The organism is Pyxidicoccus caerfyrddinensis, assembly GCF_010894405.1.
In the GTDB taxonomy this organism is placed as follows: domain Bacteria; phylum Myxococcota; class Myxococcia; order Myxococcales; family Myxococcaceae; genus Myxococcus; species Myxococcus caerfyrddinensis.
In genome coordinates, this window is sequence record NZ_JAAIYA010000012.1 from 101940 (window position 1) to 114315 (window position 12376).

The window sequence follows — 12376 nt, forward strand, 5'->3', positions numbered from 1 at the left end:
CGATGCTGACACTGCGCAGGACGCACGTCCGGCTGGGACAGAGTGCCACGGGCAAGACGGAGGCGATTCGCCTCGTCGGGCAGACGCTGGTGGACGAGGGCTTCGTCGAGCCCGGCTACATCGACAGCATGCTCCGCCGCGAGAAGGTCTCCGCGACGTACCTGGGGCACGGCATCGCCATCCCCCACGGCACGCCCGACGCGCGGGAGCTGGTGAAGCAGACCGGTGTCGTCGTCGTGCAGTTCCCGCGCGGTGTGGACTGGGGCGGGGACGGGCACGCGCGCATCGTCGTCGGCATCGCCGCGCGCTCGGATGAGCACCTCCAGGTGCTGGCCAACCTCACCGGCGTGCTCGGTGACGCGGCGAAGGCGGAGGAGCTGGCCCGGACGACCGACGTGGCCATCGTCGTCGCCACCCTCAACGGCGCTGGCGCTCCCGCGGAGACCGCGCCCACGCCGCTGGCCGGTGGGGGCTGCTTCATCGAGGTGACCTCGCCTGTGCCGCATGGAATGCACGCGCGACCGTCCACCATGCTCGTGGAAGTGGCGAAGCGCTTCCGCAGCGACATCTCCGTCCGGTACGAGGGGAGGGCGGCCAACGCGAAGAGCCTGGTGACGCTGCTGTCGCTCGGCGCCACGGGCGGTGCCACGCTGACCATCAGCGCCGTGGGCGAGGACGCGCCGACGGCGCTGGCCGCCATCCGCGAGGCCTTCGACGAGGGGCTCGGCGAGGAGGTGGCCGCACCCCGGCCCGGCGCGCCGGAGCCCGTGGCGCTTCCCACCGCGCGGCTCGACTACGAGGGGACGATGGTGGCCGGCATCTCCGCGTCGCCGGGCATCGCCGCCGGGCCGGTGTGGGCCTTCCAGCACGAGCGCCTGGAGGTGGCGGAGCGGGCGCCGGACTCGGTGGCCGAGCGCCGCCGGTTGGAGAAGGCCCTGGCCGGCGCGACGGCGGACCTCCAGAACCTGTACCAGGAGTTCCTCAAGAAGGCCGGCGCGCCCCGGGCCGCCATCTTCAAGGCCCACCAGGAGCTGCTGGACGACCCGGACATGGTGTCCGAGGCGCACGGCCATATCGACGCGGGGGCGAGCGCCGGCTGGGCGTGGCGCAGCGTCTACGAGGCCCGGGCCGGGGTGCTCGGCCGGCTCGCGGATCCGCTGCTCGCCGCGCGCGCGGGTGATTTGCGCGACGTGGGTCGCCGGGTGCTGCGCCTGCTGGCGGACGTGGTGGAGGGCGTGGCGACGCTGCCGGACCACCCCGTGGTGCTCTTGGCCGAGGACCTGGCCCCGTCGGACACCGCGAAGCTGGACCCGGCGATGGTGCTGGGCCTGTGCACCGTCGGAGGCGGGGCCACCTCGCACACGGCCATCATCGCCCGCTCGCTGGACATCCCCGCGGTGGTCGCCGCCGGGCCGGGGGTGATGGACCTGGCCAACGGGCAGGAGTGCATCCTCGACGGCAACGCTGGCGTCCTCGTCGTCAAGCCGTCCGCGAAGGACCGTGAGCGCGCGGCCACGCAGCGCGAGCGGGTGAAGGAGCAGCGCGAGGCCGAGAAGCTGGACCGCTACAAGCCCGCCATCACCCGTGACGGGCGCCGCGTGGAAGTGGCCGCGAACATCGGCTCCGCGAAGGACGCGGAGAAGGCCGTGAATGCCGGCGGCGAGGGCGTGGGGCTGATGCGCACGGAGTTCCTCTTCCTCCAGCGCGACGACCCGCCCGGCGAGGACGAGCAATACGAGGCCTACCGCACCATGGTGCGGGCCCTGAACGGGCTGCCCATCATCCTGCGCACGCTGGACATCGGCGGCGACAAGCAGGTGCCCTACCTGTCGCTGCCCGCGGAGGCCAACCCGTTCCTCGGCGTGCGCGGCATCCGCCTGTGCTTCGAGCGGGAGGACCTGTTCCGCACGCAGTTGCGCGCCATCATGCGCGCGTCCATGGAAGGGCCGGTGCGCATCATGTTCCCCATGGTGGCCACCCTCGGCGAGTTGCGCCGGGCGAAGGCCATCACCGAGGACGTGCGGCGCGAGGTGGGCGCGGCGCCCGTGGAGACGGGCATCATGATTGAGGTCCCCTCGGCGGTGATTCTCGCGGACCAGTTGGCGAAGGAGGTGTCCTTCTTCTCCATCGGCACCAACGACCTGACGCAGTACGTGCTGGCGATGGACCGCGAGCACCCCGTCCTCGCGTCGCAGGCGGACGGCGTCCACCCGGCGGTGCTCCGCATGGTCGACCTCACCGTGAAGGCCGCGCGCGCGGCCGGCATCTGGGTGGGCGCGTGTGGCGGCGTCGCCGGAGACCCGGCGGGAGCGATGACGCTGGCCGGGCTCGGAGTCACCGAGCTGAGCGTCGCCATCCCCACCATCCCCGCCATCAAGGCGCTGCTGCGCAGCGTGTCCATGGCGGATTTGGAGACGCTCGCGAGAAGGGCGCTCGCCTGTGACAACGCGGCGGACGTGCGGGCGCTGGTGCAGGGCCTGCTGGCCCGGACGGGGGTGGCCGCATGACGCCGACGAAGCCCGGCATCGTCACGGTGAGCCTCAACTCCGCCATCGACCAGACGCTCGACTGTCCCGGCTTCACCGCGGGCGCCGTCAACCGCGTGGCCTCCGAGACGCGCACGGCCGGTGGCAAGGCCATCAACGTCGCCGCCTTCCTCGCGGGAGGGCCCACGCCCGTCACCGCCACGGGCTTCCTGGGCACGGACAACGTCCAGGTCTTCGAGGCGCTGTTCCGCGAGCGCGGCATCCAGGACCGCTGCATGCGGCTGCCGGGCTCCAGCCGCGTCAACATCAAGGTGGTGGACCGCGCGGGCGGCACCGTCACCGACCTCAACCTGCCGGGGCTGAGTGTCCCCAACGGCGCACTGGGCATGTTGACGGAGAAGTTGGAAGCGCTCGCTGCGGACAACGGCTGCTTCGTGCTCGCGGGCAGCCTGCCGGCCGGCGTGCCGGAGGACACCTACGCCACGCTGACGGCGCGGCTCCGGGCCCGGGGCGCGCTGGTGGTGGTGGACACCAGCGGCGCGCCGCTGAAGCACGCGGTGGCGGCGCGGCCGGACTTCGTGAAGCCGAACGCGCACGAGCTGTCCGAGCTGCTCGGCCGCTCGCTCCCGGACAGGGACGAGGTGGTGCGCGCGGCGCGGCAGCTCCAGGCGACGGGCATCTCGCTGGTGGTGGTGTCGCTGGGTGCGGACGGCGCCATCTTCGTGGGCCCGGAGGGAGCGCTGCTGGCGGTGCCTCCCAAGGTGGAGGTCGCCAGCACGGTGGGGGCAGGGGACTCCATGGTGGCCGGTGTGCTGGCCGCGCGCCTCGCCGGGCGCAACCTGGAGGACTGTGCGCGGTACGGCACCGCCTTCGCCGCCGGCAAGCTGGTCCGTGTCGGTCCGGTGCCGCCGTCACCGGCGCGGGTGGAAGCGTTGATGCCCTACGTGGTCATTCATCCCCTGGCCAGTGCCTGAGCAGCGAGAGACGAGGAACGGACGACCATGGCGAAACTGGTAGCCATCACCGCCTGCCCGACGGGAATCGCCCACACGGTCATGGCGGCCGAGGCGCTGCGCCGGGTGGCGGCGCTCAAGGGACATCACATCAGCGTCGAGACGCTGGGCTCCGAGGGAGCCCGCACGCCGCTCGACGCGGCGGCCATCGCTGAGGCGGACGCGGTCATCGTCGCGTCCGACATCACCGTCGACGAGACGCGCTTCCAGGGCAAGCGCATCATCCGGACCTCGACGGCGCTGGCCATCCGGGAGACGGAGCACATCATCGACGAGGCGGTGGCACGGCCGTCGGGCTCGGCCCTCTCCACGGTGCCAGCAGCGCCCCCGGTGCCGGTGTCACCACCCGTCACGGTGGTGACGGCCACCCCCATGACCACGCCCACCGCTGGGGGCTCCGGCCGGCTGGTGGCCATCACCGCCTGTCCCACGGGAATCGCCCACACCTTCATGGCGGCGGAGGCGCTGACGCGCGCCGCGAAGGCGAAGGGCTACACCATCAAGGTGGAGACACAGGGCTCGGTGGGCGCGAAGAACCTCCTGACGCCAGAGGAAATCGCCGCGGCGGACGCGGTCATCATTGGCGCGGACACCCACGTCTCCACCGAGCGCTTCGCGGGCAAGCGGCTGTTGAAGACCTCGGTGGGCGAGGCGCTGAAGCAGGCGGACTCGGTGATTGAGCGGGCGCTGGCGCTGCCCGTGGTGGCGCCCGGCACTCCCGCCGCCGCGGCTCCCGCGCAGGCGGTGGCGCGCGCGAAGGGGGAGCCGGCGGGGCCCTACAAGCACCTGCTGACGGGCGTGTCGTTCATGCTCCCGTTCGTCGTGGCGGGCGGGCTCGTCATGGCGCTGTCGTTCGTCTTCGGCATCGACGCCTTCAAGCAGGAGGGCACGCTGCCCGCCGCGCTGATGCAGATTGGCCAGGCGGCCTTCGCGCTGATGGTGCCGGCGCTGGCGGGCTACATCGCCTATTCCATCGCGGACCGGCCGGGACTGGCGCCGGGCTTCATCGGCGGCATGCTGGCGAGCCGCATCGAAGCCGGCTTCCTGGGCGGCATCGCCGCGGGCTTTCTCGCGGGCTACGTGGCGCGGTGGTTCAGGGACCACATCCGCCTGCCGGCCAACCTCGAGGGGCTGAAGCCCGTCCTCATCCTCCCGCTGCTGTCGTCGCTCGTCGTCGGCCTGTTGATGGTCTACGTGATTGGCGCGCCGGTGGCGGCCATCATGCACGGGCTGACGGACTTCCTGTCGGGGATGAGCGGCACCAATGCCATCCTGCTGGGGCTGCTGCTCGGGGCCATGATGGCCATCGACACGGGTGGGCCCATCAACAAGGCGGCCTATGCCTTCGCGGTGGGGCTGCTGGGCTCCAGCACCTTCACGCCGATGGCGGCGGTGATGGCCGCGGGCATGACGCCGCCGCTGGGCCTGGCGCTGGCGACGGTGGTGGCCCGCAACCGCTTCACGCTCCAGGAGCGCGAGGCCGGCAAGGCCGCCGCGGTGCTGGGCCTGGCGTTCATCTCCGAGGGCGCCATTCCCTTCGCCGCCAAGGACCCGCTGCGCGTCATCCCCTCCATCATGTTCGGCTCCGCGGTGACGGGGGCCCTGTCCATGTGGTTCGGGTGCGAGCTGCGCGCACCGCACGGCGGCGTGTTCGTGCTCGCCATTCCCAACGCGGTGCAGCCGGTGGGGCTGTATCTCGTCTCCATCGTCGCGGGTACGCTGGCCACCACGCTGGCGCTCGTCGTCCTCAAGCGCCCGCTCCCGGAGGAGCCGGTGCTCCCCGCGCCCGAGGGCACGCCCTCCCTCCGCTAGAGAGGCGGTTCGATGTTCCGTGCAGTCCTGCTCGTTGTCATGGGGTCCATCGCGATGCTGCCTGTCACCGCCGAAGCCGAGAAGCGGGATGCCACCGCCACCGCGCTGCACGCGCTCATCCAGCGCGAGTGGCAATACCAACTGGAGCACAGCCCGACGTACGCGTCGGTGTCGGGAGACCGCCGGTGGAACGACCGCTGGGATGACCTGAGCCTGAAGGCCATCGAGGCGGACCACCAGCACAACCTCCAGGTCGTCGCGCAGGTGAAGAAGCTGGACCGCAAGAAGCTCTCCGCCGCGGACCAGCTCAACCACGATTTGTTCCTCCATGACCATGAGCTGTGGGTGGAGGAACACCGGTTCAAGACGTACCTGATGCCGTCCAACCACATGGGCGGCCTCCCGGAGGGAATCAAGCAGCCGCCGGGCGTCCAGACGGCCTACCAGCTCGCGGACACGCTGCGCTTCGACACAATCCAGGACTACGAGGAGTGGGTGACGCGGCTCCAGCGCTTCGGCACCTACGTGGACCAGGTGATGGCGCTGATGCGCGAGGGCCTGCGCGAGGGGCGCGTGCACCCCCAGGTCGTCCTGAAGCGCATGCCGCCGCAGGTGGAGAAGCAGCTCGTGGACGCGCCCGAGAAGAGCGCCTTCCACGGCCCCTTCACGCGCTTCCCCGCCAGCATCCCCGCCGCCGAGCAGCAGCGGCTGACCGCCGCGGGCCGCGCCGCCATTGCCCAGGGCGTGCTGCCCGCGCTCAAGCGCTACCACCAGTTCCTCACGGAGGAGTACCTCCCGAAGGGCACGGAGCAGGTGGGCATCTGGCAGCTCCCGGAGGGCGAGGCGCTGTATGCGCTGCTGGCCCGCAGGTTCACGACGACGTCGCTGACGCCGGACGAAATCCACGCGCTGGGCCTGTCCGAGGTGAAACGCATCCGCGCGGAGATGGAGGCGGTGAAGGCGAAGGCAGGCTTCAAGGGCCCGCTGGAAGACTTCTTCCGCTTCCTGCTGACGGACTCGCGCTTCTACTACCGCACGGGGGACGAGCTGCTGACGCGCTACCGCAGCCTCTCCAAGCGCATCGACCCGCTGCTGGTGAAGCTGTTCAAGACGCTGCCGCGCCAGCCGTATGGCGTGGAGCCCACCCCGGAGACCATGGCTCCGGATGCGACGACGGGCTTCTACTACCCCGGTGCAACAGACGGCTCGCGCGCGGGCACGTACCTGGTCAACCTGTACCGTCCGGAGACGCGACCGCGCTGGGAGATGGTGCCCCTCACGCTGCACGAGGCGGTGCCCGGACACCACCTCCAGACGTCGCTGTCCGCCGAGCAGACCGGCATCCCCGACTTCCGCCGCTTCGGGTACCACGTCGCCTACGGCGAGGGCTGGGCGCTGTACTGCGAGACGCTGGGCGACGAGCTGGGCCTCTACGAAGACCCGTACGACAAGTTCGGCCAGCTCACGTACGACATGTGGCGCGCCGTCCGGCTCGTCGTGGACACCGGCATGCACGTGAAGCGCTGGACGCGGCAGCAGGCGCTGGACTTCTTCATGGCGAACTCGCCGCGCCAGGAGCTGGACGTCACCAACGAGATTGACCGCTACATCGCCTGGCCGGCGCAGGCGCTGGCGTACAAGGTGGGGCAGCTCAAGATTCGCGAGCTGCGCACGCGCGCCGAGAAGGAGCTCGGCCCCCGCTTCGACGTGCGCGAGTTCCACGACGTGGTGCTGCTCGACGGCTCCCTGCCGCTGGACGTGTTGGAGGCGAAGGTCCAGGGGTGGGTGGCCGCGCGGAAGGCGGCGAAGTAGCGCCGCCTACGGTTTGCGTCCGCCGGGCGCCGCCTTCCGGGGCGCCTGGGCTGGCGCGGAGGTCAGCCGTCCGTACTTGCGCATGGCCTTCACGAGCCTGTCGTGGGGCAGGGCGAAGACACGGATGCCCTCCGCGCCCGTCATCGTGTCCGCGGCGAGCATGGCGTTGAGGATGGACTCCTGCGTGGCCTGCACCGTGGCCTCGAAGAGCGGGTTCATGCGCTCGTTGTCGAGCACCGACACGCTGGCGATGGGCGCGTCCCCGGGCGCCTTCAGGTGCTGCGTGGAGAAGGCGAGGAAGATGTCGCCCGACGCGTTCTCCCCGAGGCCGCCCATCTTCGCGATGCCCAGGGGGACACGCCGCGCCAGCCGTGCGAGCTGGTGGGGCAGCAGGGGCGCGTCCGTCGCGACTGCGACGATGATGGAGCCCGAGCCCTCCTTCATGGTGGGCTTCGTGACGCCGCCCGAGGCGGAGCAGGGCAGCACCTTCCCGAACATCTCATTGGCCGGCTTCTGGGTCCCCTCGTAGCAGGTGCGCAGGTCGGTGACTTCCTCGCCCACGGGCACGCCCTCCACGGAGAGGAGCCGGCGTGCGCCGTAGTTGCACTGCACCAGCACGCCCACGGTGTAGCCGCCTTCCGCGTCCGGCAGCTTGCGCGACGCCGTGCCGATGCCGCCCTTGAAGCCGTGGCAGACCATGCCCGTGCCTCCGCCCACCGAGCCCTCCGCGACGGGCCCTCCACGAGCGGTGTCCAGCGCCTGCCAGGCGTGCGGGGCCTTCACGTGGAAGCCCTGGATGTCGTTCAGCGTGCCGTCCCAGGTCTCCGCCACCACGGGCAGGCCCAACTCCCACGCGAGCCCGCGCTTCATGGCCCAGGCAATCACCGCGTCGCGCACGGCGCCCACGTCGTTGGTGTTGGTGATCATCAATGGACCGGCGAGCTGGCCCGACTCGTTGAGCCAGTGGGTGCCCGTCATCTCCCCGTTGCCGTTGAGGGCGAACACGGCGGCGAAGACTTCCTCGGACACACCGTCGCGTCCCCGGGGGAGCACCGCCGTGACACCGGTGCGCACCGGGCCCTTGCCCGGCTCCCCCTGGCCGTCGCCCGAGATGAGCGTGACGTGACCAACCTCCACGCCTGCCACGTCGGTGATGGCGTTGTTCGGCCCGGGTTGCCCGCCGAAGGTGATGCCCAGGTTTCTCGCGCGAGGCTTCGCGGAGACGGCCTGGGCAAGGCCCGTGCGGGGCGGCAACGTCAGACAGAGCAGGACGCAGGGGAGCAGGTATCGCCAGGGCGCGCGCATGGCGACTTCCTACACCTCACGGTGATGGGGAGATAGCTCCGAGCCGAACGGACGATGTTAGGGTTTGCCCGCCCCCCCTGGCACGCCGACCGTTTGCGAGACTTCTCGATGCGCTTCTTTCCCTCTGTGGCCCGTGCGGCCATGGTGCTCCTGCTGGCCACCGCGTGTGGCGACTCCTCCAATCCTTCCAACCCACCTGACGCGGGGGCCAACGACGCGGGCCTCCCGGATGCGGGCCTGCCTGACGCGGGCCTCCCGGATGCGGGCCTTCCCGATTCGGGGACGCCGGATGCGGGGGACGATGACGCGGGGACGCCGGACGCGGGCCCCCGGGAGACGGTCCTCCTCTTCGACCCGCGTGGCGAGCAGCCCGTCATTCCCGAGCCCAACGACCTGCACATCGACCCGGGCACCGGGCTGGTGCGCCTCGTGGTGAGGCCCGAGGACACTGCCGCCCAGCAGGAGTTCACGCGTGACTACCTCAACACGCTGGACGGTTTCCTCGCGTCGAGCCTCCCCTTCGTGCAGGCGTCGGGGCAGCTCGACGCACTCACCGTCAATGGCAGCACGGTCCTGGTACAGCGGGCCGATGGGTCCGCGGTGGGTATGGAGTTCTACGTCGCAATCAACGACGACTGGCGGGGCATCCACGTCCTCCCCCACCCCCAGACGGGCTGGAGTCGCGGCACGCAGTACGTCGTGGCGGTGCTCGGGGGCAGCTCGGGCGTGAAGGATGTGGAGGGCCGCCCCGTCGTCGGCAGCCCGGTCTGGCAATGGGTTCGTTCCGCCACGCCGCTGGTGGATGACTCCGGCCGAAGCACCGTTCCGGGCCTCCCGGATGCGGATGCCCCTGCCATGGAGCGCTTGCGCCTGCGCTACGAGCCCCACCTGTCCCGGCTCGCGGCCGGGGGAACGCGTCGCGAGGACGTGGCGGCGCTCTGGACCTTCACCACGGCGAGCCGCCCGCAGGTGACCTTTGCTCCCGAGCGCGCCGTCGTGCCCTTTCCCAGCAACTACTACATGGTCGCCGGGGAGAGCCGGGTGAACCTGCCCGCGCCTCCGGGTGGCTCGGGGCCCATGCTGTCGCAGCTCATCAACGGCCTCAACGGGCAGGATGGCTTCTCCACCACGGGGGTCATCGTCTCGGAGAACAGCCCGACGGAAGGGGCTCTCGACAAGGGGCTCGTGGCCCCGGACTCGGTCGCGGCCGGCACCCGGTTCTTCCGACTGAGCGGCACGGGCGCCGAGCCCTTCGTTCAGGCCTGCCTCGACTGCATGTCCAGCCTGCGTCCCGATGGCACCCCACCGTCCTCACCGCAGCAGCTCCAGTTCGTCCCACGCGTTCCCCTCGAGGAGGGCACCCGGTACGCGGCCGTCGTCACCACCTCGCTGCGGGACACGGCGGGCCACTCGGTAACCGCCACGCCCGCCTGGGCGCTGATGCGCCTCGCGGCACCGCTCGTCGATGACCAGGGCAAAAGTCAGGTGTCGGGCGTGCCGGACCTGCTCGCCCGGGGCCTGGAGCCAGCGCGTCAGTACTTCAAGCTCCACCTGGACGCGCTGGAGACACAGGGCCTTCCGCGCTCGCAGGTGGCGCTGGCCTTCACGGTGCGCACGCAGTCCACGCTGAGCTGGCTCCGCGCGTTCGCGCAGCTGGCTCGGACGCAGCCCACCTCGCCGCTGCATGTGCTCGACGTGTCCGCGCAGTTGCCGGCGCTGGGCGTGCCCTATGACCAGCTCGGCGGGCTCTACGAGGTCTGGGCCCCCGTCCTCGACTTCCTCCACGGCCCCGGCGGCGTCTTCGACCTCGAGCAGCCCCGGCAGGAGCAGGCCCGGGTGATGCTGACCGTGCCGAGCTCCCCCATGCCGGCGACCGGCTGGCCCGTGGTTCTCTTCGCCCACGACCTGGGAGGAGACCGCACGAACCTGCTCTACGTCGCGAACGAGCTGGCGCGCGCGGGCTTCGCCGCCATCGCCATGGACTCGGTCCACCACGGCGAGCGGAGCACCTGCGTGGGAAGCAGGTTCCAGGGTGGCGGAGACGACAACGCCTGCGCGGACCCGGCCACCCAGCGCTGCGAGAACGACACGGATGAGGCGCCTCCGGAGAGTTACGGCCGCTGCGTGGCGCGCAACCGCGCCAGTCGCGTGGACTGCACGCAGCCGGCGGGAGGCGTGGCGGGGGACGTGTTCTGCGCCCAGCTCTCGCTCGGCCGCTGCGTGCCGTCGCTGGCGGGGGACGGGCGGAACGTGTGCGAGGGTGGCACGTTCCGGACGTCGGGCAGCACGTCGCGCGTGCCCGTCATCTCCGGCTGGAACATGCTCAATCCCAGGGCGCCCTTCGCCACGCGCGACAACTTCCGGCAGGCGGCCATCGACCTGGAGCAACTGGTCCGCGTGGTGCGGAGCGACGCGCTGGCCTCGGCGCTCGGGGCCGTGAAGCTGGACGGCACGCGGCTGCACTTCGTGGGCGTGGGCGTGGGCGCGCAGGTGGGCTCGCTCTTCCTCGCGGTGAACGGTGACGTCCAGCGCGCGGTGCTCAACGTGCCAGCGGCCGACCCGGTGGGGATGCTGCTGACGTCGCCGGCCGTCAGCTCGCAGCGGGCCGCCTTCCTCGCGGCGCTCGCGGCGGAGGGCATCGTCACGGGCACGCCCGGGTTCGACACCTTCATCCAGTACCTGCGTCAGGCGCTCGACCCGGCCGACCCGGCGAATGCGGCCCGGGTCGTGAAGGACCACGCGGGCGCTCCGGCGGGGCGCGGGGTGTTCATCCAATACATCGCCGGGGACGGGTTCATGCCCACGCCGCTCACCGAGAAGTTCATCGCCGCGGCCAACGCGGGGGACGCGAACCGCTGCCCGGTGTCCCGCTGGGACCCGGCCGGCTATCCGGACTCGGTCCGCCATTCGTTCCTGCTCTTCCGCGTGGGAGACGGCGCGGTGACCGACGCGGCCCAGCGCCAGGCCGCCACGTTCCTGCAAGAGGGCACGGTGACGGCACCGCCCGCGAGCCTGCGCTAGCGGCGACGTGAGCAGCACTCGACGCTCACGGACGATATGCGCCGCACGGGGTGGAGCCTCGGGGCGGAGGAGGGCTAGCCTCCGTCCGCCTCGACGTCTCCACCCCGGGAGCGCTTCATGAACCGCGGTATCCGCACCGTCGTCATGTCGTTGGGTCTCACCTTGCTGCTGTCGTCCTCCGTGGCCCGGGCCGATGGTCTGTCCACCATCCCCTACGGTGACAACTGCTGGGGCAGCGGCACGGACGCGGACCGGGACGGGCTCAACGACGACTGCGAGTACCAGCTCGCGTTGGCGTTCATGCCGAAGTTCTGGTTCGACACCGGCGAGAGCGGCTATGGCCGGCGGCCCTACTACGCGGTGAAGAGCGAGGCCTTTGCCACCCGCACGCTGCGCATCTTCTACCTGGACACCTTCTTCGAGGACACCGGCGTCACCACCGGCCACGACGGCGACCCCGAGTTCCAGCTCTTCGAGGTGCACTACTCCGGAGGCCGCTGGTACCTCGACTGGGTCTACCTGTCCGCGCACCGCAAGAGCGTGTGTGACTCGTCGGCCTGGTACTCGTACGACCAGCTCGAGTACGACACGAGCGACTCGCGCAATGCCTACCGTGGCTGGCCCACGCTCTACGTCGCCGAGGACAAGCACGCGACGTACAACAACCTGTCCACCTGTGACAGCGGCTGCCTCGCCCAGGACTTCTGCAGCAAGTATGCGTCCCAGTTCCTCGACACGAGCAGCAAGCTCGTCTCGCGCAACGTGGGCTCCACCGCGGTGCCGTTGATCAACCAGGTGGTCCTCAACGGCAAGACGGAGCGGTTGCTCGACGACGTCGAGTTCAAGGGCTGGGATGACCAGTGGTACCGGCCCAACTCCGAGGGCTACCGCCGGCACCTCGTCGACTTCGGCTTCTAGTCCGCGCGC

General features: G+C 71.0%; 7 protein-coding genes. 6 read left to right on the forward strand and 1 reads right to left on the reverse strand.

The genetic code is table 11. From position 1 onward, the window contains the following. Positions 1-2 precede the first annotated feature (2 nt). From ptsP to G4D86_RS28070, 4 genes are read left to right on the forward strand one after another with little or no spacing between them, the layout of a single operon-like run. Entirely contained in the window at positions 3-2507 is a 2505-nt protein-coding gene (gene ptsP, locus G4D86_RS28055) for a phosphoenolpyruvate--protein phosphotransferase (protein ID WP_163997124.1), read from the forward strand. Continuing rightward, complete coding sequence (gene pfkB, locus G4D86_RS28060) at positions 2504-3460, forward strand: 1-phosphofructokinase (protein ID WP_163997125.1); 957 nt, start codon at positions 2504-2506, stop codon at positions 3458-3460. Before ptsP ends, pfkB begins: the two co-directional genes overlap by 4 nt. A gap of 27 nt (positions 3461-3487) precedes the next feature. Further along, positions 3488-5311: a PTS fructose-like transporter subunit IIB gene (locus G4D86_RS28065; RefSeq protein ID WP_163997126.1), complete on the forward strand. Its 1824-nt coding sequence runs from the start codon at positions 3488-3490 to the stop codon at positions 5309-5311. A gap of 12 nt (positions 5312-5323) precedes the next feature. Then, on the forward strand, positions 5324-7123 hold the full coding sequence (locus G4D86_RS28070; RefSeq protein ID WP_163997127.1) for a DUF885 domain-containing protein: 1800 nt from the start codon (positions 5324-5326) through the stop codon (positions 7121-7123). A gap of 6 nt (positions 7124-7129) precedes the next feature. On the opposite strand, the gene G4D86_RS28075 is transcribed toward G4D86_RS28070, so the two are convergent. Continuing rightward, complete coding sequence (locus G4D86_RS28075) at positions 7130-8428, reverse strand: DmpA family aminopeptidase (protein WP_163997128.1); 1299 nt, start codon at positions 8426-8428, stop codon at positions 7130-7132. Positions 8429-8536: 108 nt separating this feature from the next. Here G4D86_RS28075 and G4D86_RS28080 point away from each other — a divergent pair, with 108 nt between their 5' ends. Both G4D86_RS28080 and G4D86_RS28085 read left to right on the forward strand, forming a co-directional pair. Then, positions 8537-11449, forward strand: a complete 2913-nt coding sequence (locus G4D86_RS28080; RefSeq protein WP_163997064.1) for a hypothetical protein — start codon at positions 8537-8539, stop codon at positions 11447-11449. A gap of 117 nt (positions 11450-11566) precedes the next feature. After that, positions 11567-12367 (forward strand): hypothetical protein, encoded by an 801-nt coding sequence (locus G4D86_RS28085; protein WP_163997129.1) that lies wholly within the window; start codon positions 11567-11569, stop codon positions 12365-12367. The last annotated feature ends 9 nt before the right edge of the window (positions 12368-12376 follow it).

Excerpts from the sequence above, each read along its gene's own strand:
- G4D86_RS28075 (WP_163997128.1), bottom strand. The coding sequence starts at position 8,428 with ATGCGCGCGCCCTGGCGATACCTGCTCCCCTGCGTCCTGCTCTGTCTG.
- pfkB (WP_163997125.1), top strand. The coding sequence starts at position 2,504 with ATGACGCCGACGAAGCCCGGCATCGTCACGGTGAGCCTCAACTCCGCC.
- G4D86_RS28065 (WP_163997126.1), top strand. The coding sequence starts at position 3,488 with ATGGCGAAACTGGTAGCCATCACCGCCTGCCCGACGGGAATCGCCCAC.
- G4D86_RS28085 (WP_163997129.1), top strand. The coding sequence starts at position 11,567 with ATGAACCGCGGTATCCGCACCGTCGTCATGTCGTTGGGTCTCACCTTG.
- G4D86_RS28070 (WP_163997127.1), top strand. The coding sequence starts at position 5,324 with ATGTTCCGTGCAGTCCTGCTCGTTGTCATGGGGTCCATCGCGATGCTG.
- ptsP (WP_163997124.1), top strand. The coding sequence starts at position 3 with ATGCTGACACTGCGCAGGACGCACGTCCGGCTGGGACAGAGTGCCACG.
- G4D86_RS28080 (WP_163997064.1), top strand. The coding sequence starts at position 8,537 with ATGCGCTTCTTTCCCTCTGTGGCCCGTGCGGCCATGGTGCTCCTGCTG.